Origin of the sequence: Flexivirga oryzae (genome assembly GCF_014190805.1) — a bacterium.
Classification (GTDB): domain Bacteria; phylum Actinomycetota; class Actinomycetes; order Actinomycetales; family Dermatophilaceae; genus Flexivirga; species Flexivirga oryzae.
In genome coordinates, this window is sequence record NZ_JACHVQ010000001.1 from 548,305 (window position 1) to 573,268 (window position 24,964).

Below are 24,964 nucleotides of genomic sequence, written 5' to 3' on the forward strand. Positions count from 1 at the left end.
CACGATCGGGCGGGTGAGCTCTCAACCGACCGCCGAACACGCACGCATCGCAGCCTCGCCGACCGCGGACGACCCGTGGCGCCTGTGGGGGCCGTACGTCTCCGCGCGCCAGTGGGGCACCGTCCGTGAGGATTACTCGGCGGACGGAAACGCCTGGGACTACTTGCCGTTCGACGAGGCACATCGCCGTGCCTACCGCTGGGGCGAGGACGGTATGGCGGCGGTCTGCGACCGCTTCGGCTTCCTCAACCTGGGCGTCGCGCTGTGGAACGGCAACGACGACCGGCTCAAGGAGCGCTACTTCGGACTCACCAACGCGCAGGGCAACCACGGCGAGGACGTCAAGGAGGTCTGGTGGCCGACCGACGCGACGCCGACGCACTCCTACGCGAGCTGGCTCTACCGCTACCCGCAGGCCGCGTTCCCGTATGACGAGCTGCGTGCGGCGAATGCCGCACGGACCCGGGCCGATTCGGAGTTCGAGCTCACCGACACGGGCGTATTCGCCGACGATCGCTTCTTCGACGTGTCGGTCACCTACGCGAAGGCGACCCCGACCGACCTGTTGATGCGCATCGACGTGACAAACCACGGACCCGACGCGAGCACCCTGCACCTGGTGCCGCAGGCGTGGTTCCGCAACACCTGGGCGTTCGGCCGCGACGACCGGACGCCGACGATGAAGCTGGTCGACGGCACCGTCCGGTTGGAGCACGCCTGGCTAGGGAGCTATCGACTCGAAGCCGACGGCGATCCACGGATCCTGTTCTGCGACAACGAAACCGACAATGTCGGACTCTGGGGTGCCGAAGCGCGGACGGACTGCCCGAAGAACGGCATCGACAGGGCGATCGTGCACGGCGACGACACCGCCACCCGCGCCGACCACGGCACGAAGGTGGCGTTCTGGTGGCAGCTCGCGGATGTCGGCCCGGGGGAGACCCGCACGGTGCGCTTGCGGCTGACCGGCATCGCACCCGGCACCGACCGGTCACCGGCCCACGTCGACCCGGCGTCCTCCGCCGGTTTCACCGACTTCGACACGACGGTCACCGCCCGAGCGGCCGAGGCCGACGAGTTCTACCGCGCCGTCATACCGGCCTCGGCGGGCGCCGAGGACGCGCACATCGCCCGTCGTGCGTTCGCCGGCCTGCTGTGGGGCAAGCAACTGTTCCGCTACGGCGTGGGCGAATGGCTGGAGGGTGACCCGGCCGGTCCGCCGCCGCCACCGCAGCGGCGGGCGGCCGGTGCGCGCAACGTCGGGTGGGCCCACCTGGACCTGGCCGACGTGATCTCGATGCCCGACGAGTGGGAGTACCCGTGGTTCGCGTCCTGGGACCTGGCCTTCCACACGGTGCCCCTGGCGCTGGTCGATCCCGAGTTCGCCAAGGACCAGATCGCGCTGATGGTGCGGGAGTGGGCGCAGCACCCGAACGGTCAGCTGCCGGCGTACGAGTGGAACTTCGACGACGTGAACCCGCCGGTGCACGCGTGGGCCGCCTGGCTGGTCTATTCGATTGCGGGAGAACAGGATCTGGAGTTCCTCGCCAGTGTCTTCAGCAAGCTGCTGATGAACTTCTCGTGGTGGGTCAACCGCAAGGACGCCGACGGGTCCTACCTGTTCGAGGGCGGGTTCCTCGGCATGGACAACATCGGTCCGTTCGACCGGTCGAAACCGTTGCCGGACGGGATGCGGCTGGAGCAGTCGGACGCGACCAGCTGGATGGCGTTCTACTCGCTGTCGATGCTGCGGATCGCGGTCGAACTGGCGCGGCACGAGCACAGTTGGAGTCCGACGGTCCGGACCTTCTTCGAGTACTTCCTGCGGCTCGCCCGCGCGATGACCGACTTCGGCAGCACCGGCATCTCGCTCTGGGACGAGCAGGACGGCTTCTACTACGACGCGATCGTGCATCCGGACGGGTCCAGCGAGCGGCTGCCGGTCCGGTCGCTCGTCGGGCTGCTGCCGCTGGTCGCGGTCGAGTCGGTGCACCCGATCGTCGTCGAGCAGTTGCCTGACCTGCTCGACGAGGTGCACTGGCTGGAGCGCCGCGACACCGGGCTGGCCGACGTCCTGCGCCACCACGAACGCCACGACGACTCCCGCATCACCATGGCGCTGGTGCCCGACGATCGCCGGCGCCGGCTGCTGACCCGGATGCTCGACGAGGCGGAATTCCTGTCGCCGCACGGGATTCGGTCACTCTCCGCGGCATACCGCGAGCAGTTGACGCTCGACGTCGACGGGGGCGAGTTCTCGGTGCGCTACAACCCGGCCGAGTCCGACAGCGACCTCTTCGGCGGCAACTCCAACTGGCGCGGGCCGGTGTGGTTCCCGGTCAACTTCCTGCTGCTCGACGCGCTGCAGACGTACGCCGACGCCTACCCGGACGCCCGCATCGAGTATCCGACCGGCTCCGGGAGCGAGCGCGGCCTGGCCGAGATCACCACGGACCTGATGCAACGACTGGTGCAGCTCTTCCGGGCCGGCGAGTCAGGACGGCGGCCCGGCACGCCCCGGTGGTACCCGAGCGGGCAGCTGTGGGACGCACATCCGACCTTCAGCGAGTACTTCGACGGCGACGACGGCTCCGGCCTGGGTGCGACGCACCAGACCGGCTGGACGGCCCTGGTCTCCTACCTGATCTGCCGGGGTCTGGCGACCGAGTAGCGGGCCGACGCCGTCCGCTCAGGCATCCGCGTAGGTGCCGAAGCTCCACTGGTTGCCCTCCGGGTCGAGCACGGCGCAGATCCTCCCGCCGTACGGCGGCTCCTGCGGAGCACGGACCGATCGACCGCCGGCGCCGAGTGCGGCCTCGTGGATCCGGTCGACGTCGGCCGCCTGCTCCACGACGCAGTAGCACTGGCCGTGCCCGGCGGACTCGACCGCTCGCTCGGAGTCGTTGCGCGATGCGATCTGGCCGAACATCACGCCGCCGGTGTCGCGCCAGTTGTACTGCGCATGCACCAGGAGCGAGTCGTCGTCCGGGTCGGTGTAGCGGACGGCTTCGACGAACCCGACGGCCTCGAGGAACCGCACGGCGGCAGGGACGTCCCGAAAACCCAGGCTGTGAAACAGTGTTCGATTACTCATGCCCCGAGTGTCCGTCGACGGCCGACTCGACGTCTTGAAGAAATGTGTAGTCCGAGCGCAACGTCTGCTTCGGGCTGCGCCCGGCCATCGAGCGCCATTCGCGGGTCAGGTGCGGCTGGTCGGCGAAGCCGCAGTCAGCAGCGACCGCCGCCAGCGGGCGTCCCCGGGCCGCGAGAGATCGCGCCCGGTCGAAGCGGAACAGGCGGGCCGCCTCCTTGGGCGAGAGCCCGAACTCGGCGGTGAAGCGGGTGACCAGATGACGTCTGCTCCACCCGAGATGGTCGGCGAGGGACGCGACGGTCCGGTCGCCACCGGCTGCCCGCAGCAGCCGCCACGCGTGGTCCAGGTCGTCCGGCAGCGACTGGTCCCGGTCCAGGTGCGCGACGAGCAGCCGCTGTGCCTCCCGGGTCCGCGCGACATCGTCCGCGAGGCCCAGCAGCTGCTCGTACCGGGGCGCCCACGGTGCCGGGGCGACGCCCGTCAGCGGCACGATGTCGCGGGCGATCGCAGCCATCGGCACACCGATCAGGCGACGCACGCCGAGCGGTGTCAGGTCGAACTGGATGCCGTGCAGGCGACCGTTGGTGCGGATCAGTGCCGGGCGGGTGTCCAGCCCACTGACCGACAGCCAGTGCTGTGCGTGGCGTGCGGGCTCGGCGAGCCGGCCGATGTCGAGCGGCTCGTCGAAGGAGCCGATCAAGGTCGCGGACGGGCCGGGCAGGCCCACGTGCACCTCGTCCACCCGGTGCGTGCTGTCGTAGGGCGCCACGCGCGTGACGAGTGCGCGCAGCGCGGGGTGGATCGGACACGCCGGCGGCGGCATACGGCACCTCTCGTCCTGATCGCCGAGCTCACCCCACGGTAGCCGTTGCGGTCGCGGGACACCGACCTGTGGACCACCGCAACCTCGACTGGTCGACCGCATACGCTGGGGGGATGCCAGCCGACCTCGACGCACTGATGGAAGCTGCCGTCGGAGGAGTCGGCGGCACCGAACGGCCCGGCCAGCAGAAGATGGCGCGCGCCGTCGATCAGGCGGCACGCAGCGGCACCCACCTGCTCGTCCAGGCGGGCACCGGCACCGGCAAGTCGCTGGCCTACCTGGTGCCGGCGATCCGGCACGCGATGGAGGCCGGGCGACCGGCGATCGTCGCGACGGCGACTCTCGCCCTGCAGGCCCAGATCGTCGACCGTGACCTGCCCCGCATCGCCGATGCGGTCGAGCCGATCCTCGGCCGGCGGCCGACCTTCGGGCTGGTCAAGGGCCGGCGGAACTACCTGTGCCTGCACAAGATCGAAGGCGGATACCCCGAGGACGAGGACACCCTGCTCGAGGTCGGTGAGGTCGATCGTGCGGCCGGCCGGATCGGGGAGGAGGTCGTCCGGTTGCGCGAGTGGGCCCAGGAGACCGAGTCCGGCGAGCGCGACGAGCTGGTTCCCGGTGTCAGCGAGCGCGCCTGGCGCCAGGTGTCGGTGTCCGCCGAGGAGTGCCTCGGCTCCAAGTGCCCGATGGTGACCGAGTGCTTCGTGGAGCGATCGCGGGCCGCGGCCAAGGAGGTCGACGTCGTCGTCACCAACCACAGCTTCATGGCGATCGACTCCTTCGAGGGCCGGCAGATGCTGCCCGAGCACGACCTGCTGGTCGTCGACGAGGCACACGAACTGGTCGACCGGGTCACCTCGACCATCACTGACGAGGTCACCGGCGGGATGATCTCCACGGCCGCGCGGCGGTGCGGGCGGATGGCGGACGCGTCGGCCATGCGCGAGGCAGGTGAGATGCTGCAGGAGCTGCTCGGCGGCATGCAGGAGGGTCGCCTGCTCGGCATACCCGACAACCTGGGGCTCGCGCTGACGCGAGTGCGCGACGCGGCCCGCTCGGTGCAGAGCGAGCTGAAACCCGCGTCACCCAACGACAACGACGCGTCCCGGCAGGTCGCGCGCGCTGCGGTGGACGAGATCTTCGACAACTGTGACCGCATCCTGGAGGGCCGCGAGCTCGACGTTGCCTGGGTGTCCCAGGATCCGCGCCGCGGCGCCGTGTTGCGCGTCGCCCCGATGAGCGTGGCAATGTTGTTGCGGGAGAAGGTTTTCGGCGACCGCACGGTGATCATGACATCGGCGACACTCGAGCTCGGTGGTTCCTTCGACTCGGTCGCCGGGACACTCGGCCTGCGCGGTGAGGGCGGACCACAGTGGACCGGCCTGGACGTCGGGTCACCCTTCGACTACCCGCGGCAGGCGATCGCGTACGTCGCCTCCCAGTTGCCGCCACCCGGCAGGGACGGTATGTCGACAGCGGCCATGGACGAGATCGAGACCCTCGTGCGCGCCGCCGGTGGTCGCACCCTCGGCCTGTTCTCCTCGACGCGCGCGGCGCGGGCGGCGGCCGAGGAGATGCGGGTGCGCTTCGGTGACGAGCTGCCCGTCCTGTGCCAGGGCGACGACCAGATCCGCACCCTGGTGGGGCAGTTCGCGGCCGACCCGCGCACCTGTCTGTTCGGCACGCTGACGCTGTGGCAGGGGGTGGACGTGCCCGGGCCGTCCTGTCAGCTGGTGATCATCGACCGCATCCCGTTCCCCCGGCCGGACGACCCGCTGGCCTCCGCCCGCTCGCAGGAGATCGCCCGGCGCGGCGGCAACGGCTTCATGTCCGTGTCCGCGACCCACGCGGCGTTGCGGCTCGCGCAGGGCGCCGGCCGGTTGGTCCGCAGCAGTGACGACCGCGGTGTCGTCGCCTTCCTCGACACCCGGATGATCACCGCCCGCTACGCCGGTTTCCTGCAGAAGTCCCTGCCGCCGTTCTGGCCCACCACCGACCGAGCGCTGGTGCTCAAGGCGCTGAAGCGGCTCGACGAGACCGCCGCTGCGGTGGCCGAGCCCCCTGCGGTGGCCGAGGCCCCTGCGGTGGCCGAGCCCCCTGCGGTGGCCGAGCCCCCTGCGGTGGCCGAGCCCCCTGCGGTGGCCGAGCCTGTCGAGGTCACACCGGAGCCTGTCGCGGTGGCCGAGCCCCCTGCGGCGGCCGAGCCTGTCGAGGTCACACCGGCACCACCGGCGCCCGGCTGGAGCCCGGAGGACGACGAGGAGTTGCGCGACGGCGCCGACCTCGGCCTCGACCCCGAAGAGCTCGCCGAGCACCTCGACAAACCGCTCGACGACGTACGGAACCGCTTGGTGCAGTTGGGGATCGGCTGACGGATCAGGTGGTCGGCGCGGGGACCTCGGTGGTGGTCTTCCCGTCGACGGCCGCCACCAGTTGCGGCACGTACCGATGGAGCGTCCACGGGATGCTCAGCGGTGTGACGAAGCTGAACCCGGCCGCGTACGGCGGGGTGGCGTCCGAGCGGTCGGTCTGCGGGATGTAGATCACCCGTCCCTGCTGCGCCGCCTTGGTCTGCTCGAACAGCCCGCCCGTCGCCTTGCGCACCTGGTTTTGGCTCGCCAGCCACACCACGACGTCGAAATCGACCTCGCGGGCCCGCTCCGGGCTCAGGGTGGTGAAGAAGCTCTCGTCGGACTTGGGCCGGAGACCGGTGGGATACCGGAACCCGAGGGCCCGCTGGATCTGGATGCGCGGGTCGTCCTGGGTGTAGAGGTTGAGGCCGCCGTCGCCGTTGACCGTGCCCACCACCGCGGTCCGGCCGGCGAACTGTGGGTGGGACTTCTTCGCCGCGGCCAGCGTGCCCTTGACCTTGGTGACGAGCTGTCCGCCCGCGGTATGCCGCCCGATCGCGTCGGCGACCGTCCGGCTGGCCACGTCCCAGGGGACGGCGTAGTCGGCATACACCTTCGCTTGCGCGATGGTCGGCGCGATCTTGCTCAGCCGCGCGTAGTCGCCGGCGGAGATCCCGGAGTAGATCGCGATGATCAGATCCGGTCTGGTGGCCGCGATCTTCTCGATGTTGAGCGTGCTCGGCAGCTGTTTCAGGCTGCCGCCGTGCAGCTTCGGCTGCTCCCACGGGTAGCCCTCGTCGCCGGTCGGCAACCACGGCGTGATCGCGACCGGGACGACGCCGAGCGCGAGCAGGGTGTCCTGCTCGACCAGTCCGACACAGACGACCCGTTTCGGCGCCGAGCGCACCGTCGTGGAGCCGTACTTGTGCGCGACGGTGACGGGGAAGGCACCCGTTGCCGTCGTGGTGCCGCCGGAGCCGGGTGACCCGGATCCGGAGCCGTCCGAACCACACGCGGCGAGCAGCGCTGCGGCCGAGACACCACCGAGCGCTCCGAGCAGGGAGCGGCGGGACGCGGTGCTCATTCGGCGACGACCTTCACCTTCGTGGCGGGATTGCCGTCGACGGCCGCCGTCAGTTGCGGCACGTACCGCGTGAGCAGCCACGGGATCGACAGCGGAGTCACCATGGTGAACGCGGAGGCGTAGGTGCTGTTCTTCTTGCTGTCGCTGATCGAGCTCGGGATGTAGATGGTCCGGCCCTGCTTGAAGGCCCTGGTCTGCTCGTACAGCCCGCCGAGCTTGGTCTTGACGTCGGCCTCGCTGGCCAGCCAGACCACCACGTCGAAATCGATCTCCTTGGCACGCTCGGCGCTGATCGAGCCTCCGAACGATGTGCCGCCGATGTCCTTGAACTTCGCCGGGTAGGTGAAGCCGAGGGCGTGCTGGATCTGCGAACGCGGGTCGTCGGGGCCGTAGAGGTAGGCGCCCTCGTAGGTCGTCGCGACGATCGCGGTCTTCCCGACGAACTGCGGATGCGCCTTCTTGGCCGCTGTGAGCTTGGCCTGGACGCTCTTGACGAGTGTCGCCCCTTCGTCGTGCTTGCCGATGGCGTCGGCGACCATCTGGGTCAACGTGCTCCACGGCGTGCCGTAGTCGGGGTAGCCCTTGGCGGGAGCCACGGTCGGTGCCAGCTGGCTGAGCTTGGTGTACTCGGACTGGGTGATTCCGGAGTAGATCGCGACGATCAGGTCGGGTTTCAGGACCGCGATCTGCTCGATGTTGAGCTTCTCCGAGGACAGCACCTTCGGCAGCGGTGCCGAACCGAGTTTCGGCATGGCCCAGGGGTAGATCTCGCCCTTCGCGGCCTCCAGCCAGGCGGTGACCGCGACCGGGACGATGCCCAGCGCGAGCAGACTGTCCTGCTCGCACAGCCCCACGCACACCACCCGCTTCGGCGCGGACTTCACGGTCGTGGTCCCGTACTTGTGCTTGACCGTGACAGGGAAGGCCGACCCGTCGGTGCCGCCGCTCGAGGCGCCGGTCGTGCCGGCCGGGGAGGACTCGGAGCCACTGTTGCAGGCGGCGAGGAACATACCGACGCCGAGGGCTCCGCAACCGGTGAGGACACCGCGGCGGGAGAGATTCATGATGCTCCTGAGAGTTCGGGTATGGCGGGCCGGGCTCGCGCCCAAGCTTTGGTAAGGCTAACCTTGCTCCGAAAGTGCCCGCGACCGACCCCGGAAGAACGACCGTCCTGTGATGGAGAACGTGTGACAATCCTGGAGAAGACCGAGTCGGCGGATCCGCCTCCAGCGCAAGCGGATTCGAGGGGCTCGAAGGCCCGCACCGGATCGTGGCGGATCGTGCTGGTGCTGCTGGTGGCGGTCCTGGTCTGCGGCATCCTCAGCCTGATGATCGGCAACGTCGGCATCACGTCCACCAAGACGATCCAGGTCCTCTTCTCCTCCGACGGCTCCCAGGCGTCGGCGATCATCCACAACCTGCGCCTGCCACGGACCGTGCTGCTCCTCGTCGTCGGCCTCGCGCTCGGCTTCTCCGGGGCGCTGATGCAGGGCCAGTCGCGCAACCCGCTGGCCGACCCCGGCCTGCTCGGTGTCTCCGAAGGCGCCTCGCTCGCGGTCGTCCTCGCGATCTTCTGGCTGCACATCAGCTCACCGGTGGCGTACGGCTGGTTCGCCCTGCTCGGCGCCGGCCTCACCGCCTGGCTGGTCTTCACCATCAGCGCGGTGCGCGGCGGGCCGTCACCGCTGACCCTGGTACTGGCCGGAGCCGCAGTCAGCGCGCTGGCCTCGGCGATCATCACCTCGATCATCACCTCGAACGTCTCGACCCTCGACCAGTACCGCTTCTGGGTGGTCGGCTCGGCCAGCGGCCGCGGGCTGGACGTCTTCTGGCAGGTGCTGCCGTTCATCGCGGTCGGCGTGGTCCTCACCGCGATCTGCACCCCGGCGATCAACCTGCTGCAACTCGGCGACGACGCCGCACGAGCCCTCGGGGTGCGCCCCGGCCTGCACAAGTTCCTCGGCGTCTGCGCGGTGATGCTGCTCACCGGCGGGGCAGTGGCCGCCTGCGGTCCGATCGGCTTCCTCGGCCTGGTCGCCCCGCACGTGGCGCGCTTCGTCTGCGGCCCGGACTACCGCTGGGTGGTGCCCTACTCGGGCCTCATCGGTGCGATCGTGCTCACCCTCGCCGACATCCTCGGCCGGGTCATGGCCGGTGGCGCGGAGGTGCAGGTCGGCATCGTGATGGCGCTGGTCGGCGGTCCCGCGTTCGTCATCCTGGTCCGGCGCGCAAGGCTGATCCAGCTATGAGCGCGGCCAGAACTGAGGGGCTGCGTCCCGCCGTCCGCGTCGGCCCCACCTCCTGGCGGCTCCACCCGCGGGCCGTGCTGTGCTCGGTGGTGGCCGCCGTGCTGGTCGCCGTCCTGCTGGTCGTCGACCTCGCCTACGGCGACCTGAAGATCCCGTTCGTCGACGTCGTGCGAGCGCTGCTCGGCGACAGCTCCGGGGTGAACGCGTTCATCGTGCGGGACGTGCGGCTGCCGGAGGCAGCGGTCGCGTTGCTCGCCGGCCTCGCCCTGGGCTTGTCGGGTGCCCTCATCCAGACGATCGCCCGCAACCCGCTGGCCAGCCCCGACGTGATCGGCGTCAACGCCGGTGCCGCCGCGGGCGCGGTCGGCTACATCGTGCTCTTCGCCGCGACGGACACCGCTGCGCCGTCAGGGGTTTCGGCCGATCTCGCCATACCCCTCGCAGCCTTCGGGGGAGCATTGCTCGCCACCGTCTTCCTGTATGCCGCCGGCTGGCGCCGGGGGCTCGACGGGCGGCGGCTGGTGCTGGTCGGCATCGGCATCGCGGCCGCGCTCACCGCGTGTACCTCGTGGTTACTGGTGGCCGCCCGCCTGCAGACCGCCGCGTCGGCGCAGGTCTGGCTGTCCGGCTCGCTGAACGGCGTGACGGGCACCAACGCGCTCTGGCTGCTGACGGTGATCGTCGTCGTCGCGCCGGTCGCGCTCTGGCAGGGCTCGTCGCTCAACATCGTCGAGCTCGGCGACGACACCGCGCACGCGCTCGGGGTCCGCCCGGGCAGGGCGCAGGCGATCGCGCTGCTGTGCGCCGTGCTGCTGGCCGCGGTCGCCGTCTCCGCTGTCGGGCCCATCGGTTTCGTCGCGTTCGTCTGCCCGCAGATCGCGCGGCGGCTGGCCGGCACGTCCCGCCCGCCGCTGCTCACCTCGGCGCTCACCGGCGCCGCACTCGTGCTGGCCGCCGACGTCATCACCCGGCTGTGGTTCACCGGACTCGCCGTCGGTGTCGTCACCTCCCTGGTCGGCGCGCCCTACTTCATCTACTTGTTGATCCGCACCCAGAAGGATTCCGCATGAGAACCCCACGAAGTTCCTCCCCCGCTACGCTCCTCCGGATACTTCGCGGGGACCCCGCATGACCCAGACCACTGTGGAGGCACACGAGGTGAAGCAGTCGGCGAACGGTCGGCTGCACGCCGATCACGTCACCGTCGGGTACGGCGAGGACCCCGTGGTCCACGACGTCTCGCTGCAGATCCCCGACGGCAAGGTGACCACGATCATCGGCCCCAACGGATGCGGCAAATCGACTCTACTGAGGACACTTTCACGCCTGCTGACGCCGAGTTCGGGCACGGTGCTGCTGGACGGCGCGCCGATCGGGTCCCGGTCCGCCAAGCAGCTCGCCCGCACCCTGGCGTTGCTGCCGCAGAGCCCGATCGCGCCCGAGGGCCTGCTCGTGCGGGATCTGGTCGGGCGTGGCCGGCACCCGCACCAGCGGTGGTTCCAGCAGTGGTCGCACGGCGACGAGGACATCGTGACCGATGCGATGCGCTGGACCGGCATCCTCGACCTGGCCGACCGCCCGGTCGACGCGCTGTCCGGCGGCCAGCGGCAGCGGGTCTGGATCGCCATGACCCTCGCCCAGCACACCTACCTGGTGCTGCTCGACGAGCCGACGACCTACCTCGATCTCGCGCACCAGGTCGACGTGCTCGACCTGGTCTGCCGCCTCAACCGGGAGCGCGGCGCGACGGTCGCGATGGTGCTGCACGACCTCAACCTGGCCGTGCGGTTCAGCGACCATCTGGTCGTCATGCGCGGCGGTCGGATCGCGGCGCAAGGGGATCCGGTGCAGATCCTCACCGCGGACCTGCTGCAGGAGGTGTTCGGCCTCGACGCGGACATGGTCGCCGACCCGCGTACCGGTATCCCGATGGTGGTGCCGCGCGGGCAGAAGGCCGGCACGCAGGACTGATCGGCGCGCCGCGCCGGTCCGTCATACCGTGCTGGTCTGCCGATGCCGGGACCCCGGACGCAGCGCGGACCTGCGCAGCGGCGGCGCAAGCAGACAGGTCGCGCCGATCGACAGCACAGCCATGACGCCCATTCCGGTTGCGGGCGAAAGTGCCTGTGCCACAAAGCCCGCGGTCAGCGCGCCCACTGCCTGGCCGGCCATCATGCCGCTGCTGAGCAGGCCGAACGCCTGACCCTTCTGGCCGTCGTCGACGTGGTGCACGATCCGCTGCTGCAGCGGCAGCGACGCGGTGTAACCGAACGCGCCGACGAGCGCGGCGAGGGCGGCGACGACGACGGGCGGATCGGTGAACATGACGAGGAACGGCACCGCCAACAGCAGCCGCAACGGCACGATGAGGCGCTGCCGGACGGCTTCCGGCAGGAACCTCCCGACCACGATGTCGCCGGCGAGCATCCCCACCGCGCCGGCGGCGAACAGGTAGCCCGCGTGCCGTGGCGCGAAGGGGATGTAGAGCGATTCGCAGCCCACGATGAGGCCGTTGGGGATCCAGCCCATCAGCAGCACCGGCCGCACGACCGGCGAGCCGAGCAGCAGCCGGTTCACGGCGCGGGTCCGCGCGACGACCGGTCCCTTCGCGCGTGGCGGGTGATCGGCCAGGTTGATCCGCAGGATGGCGGCGGCGAACAGCAGGGCCGCCGCGGAGATGGCGAACAGGTCGACCGGTGCGAAGGACAACAGCAGCAGCGCTCCCACGGCGTTCCCCAGCACCTGGATGCCGCCCGTGGTGATGTTCATGGTGGCCCGGGCGAGCACGAACGACTCGGCCGGCACGGTGTCGGACAGCAGGGCCGTGACGGTGCCACCGGTCGCCGCGAGAATGACGTATTCGGCTGCCAACAGGGCGAATCGGGCGCCCCACGGCAGATGCGGGATGAGTTGGAGGAGGTCGGTGATCGCGGCCGCGCTGCTGGCGAGCACGAGGGCGGCGCGCGGGCGCAGCAGATCGCTGGACGCCAGCAGGAAGTGACTCGTGACGAGCTGGATCAGCGGACCGCCGAACATCGCCAGCGCGGTGAGCACCGCCGAGCCGGTTGCGTCATACATGACGGTCCCGAGCGCCAGACCGCCGACGACGACACCGGTCATCGTGAACAGCCGGGCGCCGAACAGCACGCGGAACTCCCGCAACGCGAACAGGCTTCGATATGTGGTCACGGTGATCACTGTGCGAGGCTGTGCATCGAGGACCAAATGATTCGCGAGGAGGCGAAACATGGGCCTGTGGGCGATCCCGAGCGATGTCCTGGCGCGGCTGCGGTTCGCGACCTCGCCGATGGCCGAGGTGGTCGGTGCGCTGAAGAACCTCGCGCCGGGGCGTGCCGGCGTCGACCCGGTGTTCGCGCTACGGCACCGTGCCGCATTCGACGCCATGCTGCGCGAGTACCCGGGCCGCAGAGCGGTGTTCGAGCACTACCAACGACCGGGCTGGCTGGCCGACTTCGTGTCGATCCCGCCGCCGTCGACGTCCCCGACGATCGAGGACGAACTGCGTCAGATCAGCGCCCTGTCCGAGCAGCAACTGATCGCCCAGCTGCGGGTCTCGACGCCGTCGGTGCTCCCGCCCGTCCTCGAGTCGGCCGGTGTCAGGGCCGACGTCCTCGGCCTGCTGGAGTGGACCTGGACACACACCATCGCCACCGACTGGCCGCGCCGGGAGCGCATCCTGCGAGCCGACATCGTCACGCGCACGCACCGGCTGGCCGAGCACGGGTTCGCCGGGGTGCTGCAGGACCTCGGCAAGCGGCGCGAATGGTCCGACGGGCACCTGCGGGTCAACGACCACGACCTGCCGACGCGTCAGCTGGCGCCGTCGGCGCAGCTGAGCCTGGTGCCGTCGCACGCCAACGGCAGCTGGGTGGGGTGGGACGGGTTCGACCGCTACGCGGTCTACTACCCGGTCAGCGGTGCGCTCGCCGACACGGGGGCGAGCCGGCCCGGTGGCGTCGACCGGCTGATCGGCGCCAACCGGGCCCGGCTGCTCGGCGGGCTCGACGTGCCGCAGACGACCTCGGGGCTGGCGGCGACGAGCGGGCTGCCGGTCGGCGCGGTGGGCAACCACCTGCGGGTGCTGCTCGACGCCGGGCTGGTGGCGAAGCGCAGGTCGGGCCGGGAGGTCCTGTACTGGCGCACCGCGCTGGGGGACGAACTGCTCGCCGCGTCCCGCTGACGGGTCACTCGGATCCGGTCGCGGGGTGAGTCTGACGGTCCGTTTCACCGTTGACGGCCGAATTCGGCCGTCAACCGTGAATCCGACCGTCGGGGTCGCCGTCGGATCTACCTGAGGACCACCGTGCTGGAGCCGTTCAGGAAGACCCGGTGCTCCGCGTGCCAGGTGACCGCCCGGGCCAGCACCTGCGCCTCGACGTCGCGGCCGGCGACGACCATGTCGGCGGGGGAGTAGCCGTGGTCGATCCGCTCGACGTCCTGCTCGATGATCGGCCCCTCGTCCAGGTCCGCGGTCACGTAGTGCGCGGTCGCCCCGATCAGCTTCACCCCGCGCTGGTGCGCCTGGTGATAGGGGCGGGCACCGCGGAAGCTGGGCAGGAACGAGTGGTGGATGTTGATCGCGCGCCCCGCCAGACGCTCGCACAGGTCCGCCGACAGCACCTGCATGTAGCGGGCGAGCACCACCAGGTCGGCGCCGGTCTGGTCGATCAGGTCGAGCAGCCGGGCCTCGGCGGCGTCCTTCGTCCCGCTGGTGACCGGGATGTGGTGGAACGGGACGTCCTGACCCGACACCAGCTTCTGGAACTTCAGGTGGTTGGAGCCGACGGCCACGATGTCGATCGGCAGTGCGCCGACCTGCTGCCGGTAGAGCAGGTCGTTGAGGCAGTGCCCCAGCTTGGACACCAGCACCAGCGCCCGGGTGCGCTGGCCGGCGGGGAACAGGCCCCACGTCATACCGAACCGGTCGGCGACCGGGGCGAGTGACGCACGCAGCGTGTCCTCCTCGACCGGCCCGTGCACGCGGGCCCGGATGAAGAACCGGCCGGTCTGGGCGTCACCGAACTGCTGACACTCGTCGATGTTCGCGTCGTGCCGGACGATCTCGGCGCTGATCGCCGCGATGATGCCCGGCCGGTCGTCGCAGGACGCGGTGAAGACGTAGGACTGCGGCTCCCTCGGGTGGGGATTTGTCATGGCGGCACTTTACGGTGAGGGGTATGACGGACGTCCCGCCCCTGGTGCTGATCAGCGGCCCGGAGCAGATCCTGGCCGAGCGTGCCGCGACCAGCACCATCGCGCTGTTGCGCGAGAGCGACCCCGACGCGGAGCTGATCCGGCTGGAGGCGGCGAGCTACGAGAGCGGCGAGTTGCAACTGCACGCCAGCCCGAGCCTGTTCGGCGGCAGCAAGATCGTGCTGGTCCGCGACCTGGACGAGGCGCGGGAGGAGCTGGTCGCCGACGTGGTCGACGTCGTCGGCGCCGGTCTGGACGGCGCGACGCTGATCGTGCAGCACAAGGGCGGCGTGCGGGGCAAGAAGGCGCTGGACGCGCTGAAGAAGAACGGTGCCCGCGTCATCGACGCCCCGGCGATCAAGAGCGACCGGGACAAGTCGGCGTTCGTGACCAATGAGTTCCGCAGCGCCGGCCGCAAGATCGCGCCCGACGCCGTGCGGGCGCTGCTGGAGGCGGTCGGCAAGGACCTGCGCGAGCTCGCCTCGGCGTGCAAGCAACTGGTCGACGACACCGAGGGCATGATCACCGCCGACGTGGTGCAGCGCTACCACGGCGGCAAGGTGGAGGCCACCGGGTTCCGGGTCGCCGACGCCGCGATCGCCGGCAACCTGCCCGAGGCGCTCCGGCTGGCCCGGCACGCGCTCGCGTCCGGCCTGGACCCGGTGCCGATCGTGGCGGTGCTGGCCAGCCAGCTGCGGCAGATCGCGCGAGTGGCCACCGCCGGGCGTGGCGGGTCGGGGCAGCTGGCCAAACAGCTGGGTATGGCGCCCTGGCAGGTCGACCGGGCGCGGCGTGACGCGAAGGGCTGGGACGGGGAGCGCCTGGGTCGCGCCATACAGGCAGTGGCGGCAGCCGACTTCGACGTCAAGGGCGGCGGCCGGGACCCGGTCTACGCCCTCGAGCGCGCCATCATGACCATCACCGCCGAGCGCAACGGGTAGCGACCGCCGATTTGGGCGGAATGACGCGCCGCTGGTAACTTTGGATCCTGCGTGCGCGCTCTGGTCGTGCGCGCATGCGAAGCACCATCACGCAGACGGCATCGCCCGAGTGTCCCCACGCTCCATCCGCCGGTTGCGTGCGTCAACCCTCATTGACATCAGACCTATAGACTCGACCAAGGAAGTAACACGTGGCAAACATCAAGTCGCAGATGAAGCGGATCAAGACCAACGCGATCCGCACTGAGCGCAACAAGGCCTACAAGTCCGAGCTCCGCACCTGGATCCGGCACACCCGCGAGGCCGTTGCGGCCGGCGACAAGGCCAAGGCCACCGAGTTCCTCGCGACCGCGTCCAAGAAGCTGGACAAGGCCGTGAGCAAGGGCGTCATCCACAAGAACCAGGCCGCCAACAAGAAGTCGGCGCTGGCGAAGGCCGTGAACGGTCTCGACGCCTGAGTCTCGGCACTCAACGCACAAGGTCCGGCACCCGCCCATGCGGCGGTGCCGGACCTTTGTCGTTGCCCCGGCGCCGTGCGGTAACCTGTGCGTCGTGCGGCAGTTGCTTCTTCTTGGCCGGCCGCGTTGACGCCAGGCGGACTTCGACGCGGCTGACCCCTCCCTGCGACGAGGGGTCTTTTCATGTGGCGGGTCCGACGCGCACCACTTGCTCACTTTGCACGCAAAGGACGACGAGAAATGAACGACGAGCAGCCCGCGCACCGCTATTCGGCGGCCCTGGCGAACGACATCGAGCGCGCCTGGCAGGACCGCTGGGAGGAGCAGGGCGTCTTCCACGCGCCGAACCCGGCCGGACCCTGGGCCGACCCGGAGGCGATCGGCGGCCGGCCGAAGTTCTTCCTGCAGGACATGTTTCCCTACCCGAGCGGGGCCGGCCTGCACGTCGGTCACCCGCTGGGCTTCATCGCGACCGACGTCTACGCCCGCTACCGGCGGATGTCCGGGAACAACGTGCTCTACACGATGGGCTTCGACGCGTTCGGCCTGCCGGCCGAGCAGTATGCCGTGCAGACCGGACAGCACCCGCGCAAGACCACCGAGGACAACATCCAGACCTACACCCGGCAGCTGCGGCAGCTGGGCCTGTCGCACGACAAGCGCCGGGCGTTCGCGACGATCGACCCGGAGTTCTACAAGTGGACCCAGTGGATCTTCCTGCAGATCTACAACGCCTGGTATGACGAGCGTGCCGGCAAGGCCCGCCCGATCGCGGAGCTGGTCGCCGGCTTCGAGTCCGGCGACGTGGCGACCCCGGACGGCCGGCCGTGGGCGCAGCTGACCGAGGACGAGCGCCGCGACGCGGTCGACAACCGCCGGCTGGCGTACAAGAAGGAAGTGCCGGTCAACTGGGCGCCTGGCCTGGGCACCGTCGTGGCCAACGAGGAGGTCACCAACGAGGGCCTGACCGAGCGTGGCGACATGCCGGTCTTCCAGCGCAACCTGCCGCAGTGGATGATGCGGATCACCGCCTACTCCGACCGGCTGATCGACGACCTGGACCGGCTGGACTGGCCGGAGTCGATCAAGTCGATGCAGCGCAACTGGATCGGTCGCTCGCAGGGCGCCGCGGTGCAGTTCCCCGTCGAGGGCGCCGACGAGCGGATCGAGGTCTTCACCACGCGGCCGGACACCATCTTCGGCACCACCTTCATGGTGCTGGCCCCGGAGCATCCGCTGGTCGACGCGCTGGCCGCCGAGGCGTGGCCGGAGGGCACCGAGGCCGCGTGGACCGGAGGTGCGGCGAACCCGCGTGAGGCCGTGGCGTCATACCGGCTGGCAGCGTCGCGCAAGTCGGAGCTGGAGCGGCAGACCGAGGACGCCAAGGCCAAGACCGGTGTCTTCACGGGTGCGTTCGCGACCAATCCGGTTTCCGGACAACGCATCCCGGTCTTCATCGCCGACTACGTGCTGATGGGTTACGGCACCGGCGCAGTCATGGCGGTCCCCGGAGAGGACCCGCGCGACTGGGACTTCGCCAAGAAGTACGACCTGCCCTACATCCGCACCGTGCAACCGTCCGAGGAGCACGACGAGGACACGGCATACACCGGCGCCGGCGCCAAGATCAACTCGTCGAACGACTCGATCTCGTTGGACGGCAAGGAGATCGACGAGGCCAAGCAGATCGTCATCGACTACTTGGAGCAGCGTGGTGCCGGCCGCGGCACCGTCACCTACAAGCTGCGTGACTGGCTGTTCAGCCGGCAGCGGTACTGGGGCGAGCCGTTCCCGATCGTGTATGACGAGAACGGCGTCGCGCACGCGCTGCCGGAGTCGATGCTGCCGGTCGAGCTGCCCGAGGTCGCGGACTACTCGCCGAAGACCTACGAGCCGGACGACGCCGAGTCGATGCCGGAGTCGCCGCTGGACCGCGCCGAGGACTGGGTCGAGGTCGAGCTGGACCTGGGTGACGGCCCGCGCAAGTACCGCCGCGAGACCAACACCATGCCCAACTGGGCGGGTTCGTGCTGGTACGAGATCCGCTACACCGACCCGGCGAACACGCAGCGATTCGTGGACGCCGAGTGCGAGCGCTACTGGATGGGCCCGAACTCCACACCGGGCGACACCGGTGGCGTCGACCTGTATGTCGGTGGCGTCGAACACGCGGTGCTGCACCTGCTCTACTCACGCTTCTGGCACAAGGTGCTGTTCGACCTGGGCTACGTCAGCTCCGAGGAGCCGTTCCGCAGGCTGTTCAACCAGGGGTACGTGCAGGCCTTCGCCTATCGCGACCACCGCGGCCAGCCGGTGCCCGCCGCCGAGGTCGAGGAGCACGGTGACGGTGAGTCGATGACCTTCACCTGGCGGGGGCAGCCGGTCTCGCGCGAGTTCGGCAAGATGGGCAAGTCGCTGAAGAACGTCGTCACGCCCGACGAGATGTGCGCGACGTTCGGTGCGGACACCTTCCGGGTCTACGAGATGTCCATGGGTCCGTTGGACCAGTCCCGCGTCTGGGAGACCCGGGCCGCCGTCGGCGCCCAGCGCTTCCTGCAACGCCTGTGGCGCAACGTGATCGACGAGGACACCGGTGAGGTGCGGGTAAGCGACGCCGAGCCGTCGCCGGAGCTGAGCCGGGCGCTGGCCAAAGCCGCCGACGGCGTCGCCAAGGACTACGACTCGCTGCAGTTCAACACCGCGATCGCCAAGCTGATCGAGTTGAACAACGCGCTGACCAAGGAGTCCGCGGGCGCCGGCTCACCGCGTGCGGTCGTCGAACAACTGGTGCTGATGACCGCGCCGGTCGCGCCGCACATCGCCGAGGAGCTGTGGTCGCGGCTGGGCCACGAGTCGTCGCTGGCGTTCGAGGCGTTCCCCGCCGCGGACCCGGCGCTGCTGGTCGACGAGGCCGTCACCTGCGTCGTGCAGGTGCAGGGCAAGGTCCGCGACCGGCTGCAGGTGCCGCCGGACATCGCCGACGACGAGCTGGAGGCACTGGCACGCCAGAGCGAGAAGATCCGGAACGCGGTGGGGGACAAGCAGATCCGTAAGGTGATCGTGCGGGCCCCGAAACTCGTGAACCTGGTGGTCGGATAATTTCCATGTCCACCCCACAAAGTTCTCCGCTCCTTGCACCCCACGAAGTTTCTCCTCCGCTGCGCTCCTCCGAATACTTCGTGGGGACCCCGCAGAGTCGCTCCGATACTTTGCGGGGGCCCCGGAAATGAGCGTCGCGGTGGTGACGGATTCGACGGCATATCTGCCGCCGGAGATCGCCGCCACCCACGGCATCTCGGTGGTGCCGATGCGTCTCGCCATCGGTGGGGTGTCGTATGACGAAGGGCGCGGTGTCTCCGCGGAGGAGGTCGCCGACGCCTTGCGCGACTTCGTCCCGGTGTCGACGTCGCGGCCGTCACCGGCGGTCTTCGCCGACCTGTACGCCTCGCTCGCCGAGGCCGGGCACGACGCCATCGTCTCGATCCACGTGTCCTCGCAGATGTCGGCGACCCTGTCGTCCGCCCAGCTCGCGGCACGTGAAACACAGATCCCGGTCGAGCTGATCGACAGCGAAACCATCGGCATGGCAATGGGTTTCGGAGTCATTGCGGCCGCCGAGACCGCCGCAGCGGGCGGAGACGCGGCGCAGGTGGCGGAGGCGGCGCGGCGTCATACGAGCTCGTCGACCACGGTCTTCTACGTCGACACGCTGGAGCACCTGCGGCGCGGTGGCCGGATCGGCCGGGCGTCGGCGATGATGGGTTCGGCGCTCGCGATCAAACCGCTGCTGACCGTGCGGGACGGGCACATCGAGCCGTTGGAGCGGGTGCGCACCACCAGCAAGGCATTGGCTCGGCTCGCCCAGCTCGCCGTGGACGCGGTGGACGAGATGCACGGGGCGCACGAACTGGACGGTGTCGACGTGGCGGTGCACCACCTGGACTCCCGGGACCGGGCCGAGAAGCTGCTGGAGGAGCTGGCCGACAAACTGCCCGAGGCGCGCCGGATGCTGCTGGTCGAGCTCGGTGCCGCGGTGGGTGCGCATGTCGGTCCCGGGACGCTGGCGGTGGCGATCACGCCGCGTCTGCGCGGGCGTAGCCGCATCGTCGGTTCCTTCGACTGAGGCTCGCTCACCCGAACGCCGCTGTTCGTCCACATCCCTCGCGTTGTCCACAGGCGGGTATGCCGGCCCTGCACGAACCCGCCTGCCGCGCTTAACGTTCCGCGTATGGCAGGCTCACGTGGGGAGGCAGGGACACCCGACCGGCTGGCCGCGGTGCTCGAGGAGCTCGAGGCGGTGCGGCGTGCTCCGGGCTGGGTGCCGACCGAGGACTCCGTGCTCGACGAGCCGCGCTCGAGGGTGGCCGACCTACCGCGTCGGGTCGCCGCCACCCGGCGCTCCGAGCGGGATAGCGGGACGCGCCGGGAGGCACGGCACGCGGCGTCCGGCCGGCACGAGGAGTTGCGGCCGCGCGAGCCGCTGCTGCGCCCGCCCGAGCCGTTGCTCGGTGCGCAGGTCGCGCCCAGCCGGCTGGCGGTGATCGGCGCCGTCATCCTCGTGCTCGTTGCCGCACTGGTCTTTGGCGGGCGTGTCCTGTGGGCGCGTGCCGCGGCGCAGCCCCACCCGGTGTCACCGTCAGCAGCGAGTACGTTGGTGGCGCCGCAGAGCGTCGCGGGCACTCCTGCAGCAGCCGCGCGCCAGGGGTTCGGGGCGGCGTCGTCCAGCGTGCCCGCGTCGCCGACGACGCTCGTGGTGCAGGTGGTCGGACAGGTGCGCCGTCCCGGTGTGGTGCACGTCGACGCGGGGTCGCGGGTCCAGGACGCGGTGTCGGCCGCCGGTGGGGCGCTGCCAGGGGCCGACCTCGCAGCGATCAACCTGGCCAGGGTCGTCGCCGACGGAGAGCAGATCGTCGTGCCCAAACCGGGCGAACATCCGACCACCGCGCCGGCGGCAGCGGCCGGTGCAGCGGGATCCGCCGGGTCCGTGGCCACGACCTCCGCGGCCGTGGTCGACCTCAACGCCGCCGACGAACAGACCTTGGAGACCTTGCCGGGGGTCGGCCCGGTCACGGCGCAGCACATCCTGCAATGGCGCACCGAGAACGGCCGGTTCAGCAGCGTCGACGAGTTGGCAGAGGTGAGCGGCATCGGTGACAAGACGCTCGCCCAGTTGCGCCCGCTGGTCAGTGTCGGCTGAGCGCCGGTGGATCTGCGGCTGTTCACGGCGGCCGCCGTGGCGTGGCCGGTCACGCTCGTCGCGTTGCGGCTGCGTGCCGGCTGGTGCTGGACGATCGCCGCTGTCGGACTGGTGGCGGCGCTGGTGCTCGTGCTCGGTCCGGTGCGGTCGCGGTGGCGCCGGCGCGCTGACGCCGACCCGGACCTCGACCCGGACCGGCGCGTCCGGGTCCTGGATACCTGCGCCCTTGCCGGGGCGGCGGTCGCCCTCGCCTCGGCGGCAACTGCGGGCCACCTGATGGTGCGGCGGGCCGGCCCGGTCGACCAGCTCGCGGCGAAGCACGCGATCGTCCGGGTCGAGGCGGTGCTGAGCACCGATCCACGGGTCGTGGGCGCCGGTCTGACCGGCCACCGGAGCCTGGTGATCACCAAGGTGTCGGTCCGCCAGGTCATCGGCCGGGGCATGCGCAGCACGCCGCGCACCCCGGTGCTGGTGCTCGCCGACGAGGACTGGCTGGCCCTGCGCTGGCACCAGCGCGTTGCCTTCACCGGGCGGCTGCAACCGGCCGAGCCGGGCGACGACGTCGAGGCGGTGCTGACGGTGCGTGGGCCGCCGCGGCTGATCGGCGGCGCCGGACCGCTCTTCGACGGCGTCGAGGTGTTCCGCCGCGACACCCGCGTCGCCACTGACGGCCTGCCCGCGGATGCGCGCGGGCTCGTGCCCGCCCTGGTGATGGGCGACACCTCCCGGCTGCCGCCGGATCTCAACGACGACATGCGCGCCACCGGTATGACCCACCTCAACGCGGTCAGCGGCTCCAACGTGACGCTCGTGCTGATGTCGGCGATGTGGTTCGCCGGTTGGCTGCATCTGCGGGGCCGCTGGCGGCTGGTTGCTGCCGCCGTCGTGCTCGGTCTGTTCGTCCTGCTGTGCCGGCCGGAGCCGTCGGTGATCCGGGCCGCGGTCATGGGCCTCATCGGGCTGGTGGGCATGTCGGCCTCCCGGCGCGCGGCGGGTTCGCCGGTGCTGGCCGCCGCGGTCCTGGCGCTGCTGGCGATCGACCCGTGGCTGGCCGCCTCCTACGGTTTCGCTCTGTCCACCCTCGCCACCGCCGGGCTGCTCTTCTTCGCCCGGCCGTGGGCTGACCGGATCGCCCGCTGGCTACCCCGGCGGCTGAGCCCGCTGGCCGAGGCAGTCGCCATACCGATGGCCGCGCAGGCCATGTGCGCGCCGGTCATCGTGCTGCTGCAGGGCTCGGTCAGCCTGATCGGCATACCGGCGAACGTGCTGGCAGCACCCCTGGTGGCACCCGCGACGATGTGCGGTGTCGCAACCGTGCTCGTCGCCCCGGTGAGCACGGCGCTCGCCCGTGTGCCCGCCTGGCTCGCGGCGATCCCCACCGAGGGGATCGCCTGGATCGCGCACACCTGCGCACGTGTACCGATGGGCACGTTGCCCTGGCCGGACGGTGCTGCCGGTGCGCTGCTGCTCGCGGTGCTGACCCTGCTCGCACTGTTCACGGGGGTGTGGCTGCTGCGGCACCTGTGGGTCCGTCCCTACCTCGCGGGTGCCGGGGCCGTGCTCGCAGCGGCCGCCTGGGCGCCGACGCCCGTCACGGCGTGGCCACCGGCCGGCTGGGTGTATGTCGCCTGCGACGTCGGCCAGGGCGACGGGGGAGTGCTGGCCACCGCACCCGGACACGCCCTGGTCGTCGACGCCGGACCCGACCCCGGCCTGATGGACGCCTGCTTGACCCGGCTGCGGATCGGCGTCGTCGACGCGGTGGTGCTCACCCACTTCCACGCCGACCACGTCGGCGGACTCGCGGGGGTGCTCGACGGCCGCGAGGTCGGTCCGGTCTACGTCACGCCGCTCTCCGCGCGAACGACCACCGACACCGACGCCGAGGCGACCGAGGAGCCACTCGTGCGCAGCCTCGCCGCCCAGCACCACCTGCCGGTGCGGACCCTTGCCACCGGCGACGTCCTCGACCTCGGCGAGGTGCACGCGCTGGTGCTCGGCCCGAGCCGGCTGATCCGAGCCGGATCGGTCCAGAACAACAACAGCGTGGTCCTCGACGTGCGCACCCACGGACTGCGGATCCTGCTGACCGGTGACATCGAGAAGGAAGCAGCGGCAACGCTGTTGGGGCAGCTGCGGGCCCTGCCGAACGCGCCGTCGGTCGACGTGTTCAAGGTGCCGCACCACGGCTCGGCCAACCAGGACCCGGCGCTGGAGCGGTTCGTGCACGCGCCGCTCGCGGTGATCAGCGTCGGCGCCGGCAACGACTACGGCCACCCCGCCCCACGCACGCTGGACCTGCTGCGGGAGACCAACTCGGTGGTGGAGCGCACCGACCGCGGCGGGGACGTCGCGATCGTCGTGCGCGACGGCCGGCCGCTGGTGGCCAGGCGGTGAGTTTCAGCCGTCCCGACTCATTCGGTTCCGGTGCGCTGGCCGTGCGTAGGTCGCCCCAGTGGAGGGGTATGACCGGTGTTCGGGGTGTTGGCCGTGCGTAGGTCGCCCCAGGGGAGGGCTGTGACCGGTGTTCGGGGTGCTGGCCGTGCGTAGGTCGCCCCAGGGGAGGGCTATGACCGAGCTCAGTTGCCGCAGACGCTCTTGGCCCGCGCTGCCTCGCACAATGCGTCGAGAGTGGCGGACACGGCCGGGACGCGTTGCAGGTCGGGGGTCGTCACGGCATACACCGTGCGGCGGGAGGCCGGGTCCATCGGCAGGGTGACCACACCGGGGTTGCCGGCCGACCGGCGGATGAGCTCGGGGACCAGCGAGACGCCGAGTCCCTCGGAGACCAGGCCCATCACCGCGACGTAGTCCTCGGTCTCGAAGGCGACGTCGGGGTTGAAGCCGGCCCGCTCGGCGAGGGAGAGCAGGTGACCACGACATCGTGGGCACCCGGCGATCCACGGCTCGTCGGCCATGTCACTGAGCTTGACCTTCTTGGACTTCGCGCGCGGGTGGTCCAACGGCAGGGCGAGGCGGACCTCGTCCTCGAGCAGCTTGCGGGTGACGAAGGAGTCGATGTCCTCGTCGGCCCGCGCCAGGTCCGTGCCCTCGTAGGCGAACGTCACCGCGACATCGCACTCGCCGGAACGCAACGCGGCGAACGCCTCCGGCGGCTCCGCCTCGCTGAAGGTCACGTGCACGTCCGGGAAACGCTGCTTGACCAGCGAGAGGGCGCGCGGCACCAGGGTCGAGGACGACGACGGGAAGGCCATCAGCCGCACCCGCCCGGCGCGCAGCCCGGCGATCGCGGCTACCTCCGACTCGGCCGCGTCGAGCGCGGCCAGCACCGGGTTGGCGTGTCGTGCCAGCACCTGCCCGGCCTCGGTGAGCCGCACGCTGCGTCCCAGCCGCTCGACCAGCACCGTGCCGGTGCGGTCCTCCAGGCGCCGCACCATCTGCGAGATGGCGGGCTGGGAGTAGCCCAACGAAGCGGCAGCTGCGGTGAAGCTGCCGTGGTCACTGATGGCCTTGATCACCCGAAGGCCTGCCGCGTCAATCATGTGACCAAGGATAACATTTCGTTATTAATTAACAACTCTTCCCGGAAAAC

Annotated in this window: 19 protein-coding genes; 12 read left to right on the forward strand and 7 right to left on the reverse strand. The window is 70.4% G+C overall.

The window, feature by feature from the left end; genetic code table 11:
• Positions 1–13 precede the first annotated feature (13 nt).
• Positions 14–2,671: an MGH1-like glycoside hydrolase domain-containing protein gene (locus tag FHU39_RS02585; protein ID WP_183318697.1), complete on the forward strand. Its 2,658-nt coding sequence runs from the start codon at positions 14–16 to the stop codon at positions 2,669–2,671.
• A gap of 18 nt (positions 2,672–2,689) precedes the next feature.
• Here FHU39_RS02585 and FHU39_RS02590 read toward each other — a convergent pair whose 3' ends face one another.
• Positions 2,690–3,094 carry a VOC family protein gene (locus tag FHU39_RS02590; protein ID WP_183318699.1) on the reverse strand — a complete coding sequence of 135 codons (405 nt, stop codon included), beginning with the start codon at positions 3,092–3,094 and terminating at the stop codon, positions 2,690–2,692.
• Positions 3,087–3,917, reverse strand: a complete 831-nt coding sequence (locus FHU39_RS02595; RefSeq protein WP_183318701.1) for a helix-turn-helix domain-containing protein — start codon at positions 3,915–3,917, stop codon at positions 3,087–3,089. Before FHU39_RS02595 ends, FHU39_RS02590 begins: the two co-directional genes overlap by 8 nt.
• A 113-nt stretch (positions 3,918–4,030) precedes the next feature.
• Here FHU39_RS02595 and FHU39_RS02600 point away from each other — a divergent pair, with 113 nt between their 5' ends.
• The gene (locus tag FHU39_RS02600) at positions 4,031–6,289 is read left to right on the forward strand and encodes an ATP-dependent DNA helicase (protein ID WP_183318703.1); all 2,259 of its coding nucleotides are present in this window, start codon (positions 4,031–4,033) and stop codon (positions 6,287–6,289) included.
• A 4-nt stretch (positions 6,290–6,293) separates the two neighbouring features.
• Here FHU39_RS02600 and FHU39_RS02605 read toward each other — a convergent pair whose 3' ends face one another.
• Together FHU39_RS02605 and FHU39_RS02610 are read right to left on the reverse strand one after the other, a co-directional pair.
• Positions 6,294–7,352: an ABC transporter substrate-binding protein gene (locus FHU39_RS02605; protein ID WP_183318705.1), complete on the reverse strand. Its 1,059-nt coding sequence runs from the start codon at positions 7,350–7,352 to the stop codon at positions 6,294–6,296.
• Positions 7,349–8,416 (reverse strand): ABC transporter substrate-binding protein, encoded by a 1,068-nt coding sequence (locus tag FHU39_RS02610; protein ID WP_183318707.1) that lies wholly within the window; start codon positions 8,414–8,416, stop codon positions 7,349–7,351. Before FHU39_RS02610 ends, FHU39_RS02605 begins: the two co-directional genes overlap by 4 nt.
• 123 nt (positions 8,417–8,539) lie before the next feature.
• On the opposite strand from FHU39_RS02610, the gene FHU39_RS02615 reads away from it, so the two are divergent.
• From FHU39_RS02615 to FHU39_RS02625, 3 genes are read left to right on the forward strand one after another with little or no spacing between them, the layout of a single operon-like run.
• On the forward strand, positions 8,540–9,601 hold the full coding sequence (locus FHU39_RS02615) for an iron chelate uptake ABC transporter family permease subunit (protein ID WP_183318709.1): 1,062 nt from the start codon (positions 8,540–8,542) through the stop codon (positions 9,599–9,601).
• Complete coding sequence (locus FHU39_RS02620; RefSeq protein WP_183318711.1) at positions 9,598–10,671, forward strand: FecCD family ABC transporter permease; 1,074 nt, start codon at positions 9,598–9,600, stop codon at positions 10,669–10,671. Before FHU39_RS02615 ends, FHU39_RS02620 begins: the two co-directional genes overlap by 4 nt.
• A 58-nt stretch (positions 10,672–10,729) precedes the next feature.
• Positions 10,730–11,572 carry an ABC transporter ATP-binding protein gene (locus FHU39_RS02625; protein ID WP_183318713.1) on the forward strand — a complete coding sequence of 281 codons (843 nt, stop codon included), beginning with the start codon at positions 10,730–10,732 and terminating at the stop codon, positions 11,570–11,572.
• 21 nt (positions 11,573–11,593) lie between these two features.
• Here the strand turns inward: FHU39_RS02625 and FHU39_RS02630 are convergent, their stop codons facing one another.
• Positions 11,594–12,790 (reverse strand): MFS transporter, encoded by a 1,197-nt coding sequence (locus FHU39_RS02630; RefSeq protein ID WP_183318715.1) that lies wholly within the window; start codon positions 12,788–12,790, stop codon positions 11,594–11,596.
• 58 nt (positions 12,791–12,848) lie between these two features.
• Here FHU39_RS02630 and FHU39_RS02635 point away from each other — a divergent pair, with 58 nt between their 5' ends.
• Entirely contained in the window at positions 12,849–13,802 is a 954-nt protein-coding gene (locus FHU39_RS02635) for an ArsR/SmtB family transcription factor (RefSeq protein ID WP_183318717.1), read from the forward strand.
• A 107-nt stretch (positions 13,803–13,909) separates the two neighbouring features.
• Here FHU39_RS02635 and purU read toward each other — a convergent pair whose 3' ends face one another.
• The gene (gene purU, locus FHU39_RS02640) at positions 13,910–14,776 is read right to left on the reverse strand and encodes a formyltetrahydrofolate deformylase (protein ID WP_183318719.1); all 867 of its coding nucleotides are present in this window, start codon (positions 14,774–14,776) and stop codon (positions 13,910–13,912) included.
• Between the two features lie 23 nt (positions 14,777–14,799).
• Between purU and holA the strand changes: the two genes are divergently transcribed.
• The 6 genes from holA (at position 14,800) to FHU39_RS02670 (ending at position 23,808) form a co-directional block, all read left to right on the forward strand.
• Complete coding sequence (gene holA / locus FHU39_RS02645) at positions 14,800–15,756, forward strand: DNA polymerase III subunit delta (RefSeq protein WP_183318721.1); 957 nt, start codon at positions 14,800–14,802, stop codon at positions 15,754–15,756.
• A 191-nt stretch (positions 15,757–15,947) separates the two neighbouring features.
• Positions 15,948–16,214: a 30S ribosomal protein S20 gene (rpsT, locus tag FHU39_RS02650; RefSeq protein ID WP_183318723.1), complete on the forward strand. Its 267-nt coding sequence runs from the start codon at positions 15,948–15,950 to the stop codon at positions 16,212–16,214.
• Between the two features lie 240 nt (positions 16,215–16,454).
• Complete coding sequence (leuS, locus tag FHU39_RS02655) at positions 16,455–19,313, forward strand: leucine--tRNA ligase (RefSeq protein ID WP_183318726.1); 2,859 nt, start codon at positions 16,455–16,457, stop codon at positions 19,311–19,313.
• 142 nt (positions 19,314–19,455) lie between these two features.
• A complete protein-coding gene (locus tag FHU39_RS02660) occupies positions 19,456–20,337 on the forward strand; it encodes a DegV family protein (protein ID WP_343065708.1) in 882 nt (293 codons plus the stop codon).
• Between the two features lie 105 nt (positions 20,338–20,442).
• A complete protein-coding gene (locus tag FHU39_RS02665; RefSeq protein ID WP_183318730.1) occupies positions 20,443–21,411 on the forward strand; it encodes a helix-hairpin-helix domain-containing protein in 969 nt (322 codons plus the stop codon).
• Between the two features lie 6 nt (positions 21,412–21,417).
• Positions 21,418–23,808 carry a ComEC/Rec2 family competence protein gene (locus FHU39_RS02670; protein ID WP_183318732.1) on the forward strand — a complete coding sequence of 797 codons (2,391 nt, stop codon included), beginning with the start codon at positions 21,418–21,420 and terminating at the stop codon, positions 23,806–23,808.
• 182 nt (positions 23,809–23,990) lie between these two features.
• Here the strand turns inward: FHU39_RS02670 and FHU39_RS02675 are convergent, their stop codons facing one another.
• Positions 23,991–24,914: a LysR family transcriptional regulator gene (locus FHU39_RS02675; protein ID WP_183318734.1), complete on the reverse strand. Its 924-nt coding sequence runs from the start codon at positions 24,912–24,914 to the stop codon at positions 23,991–23,993.
• Positions 24,915–24,964: the final 50 nt, after the last annotated feature.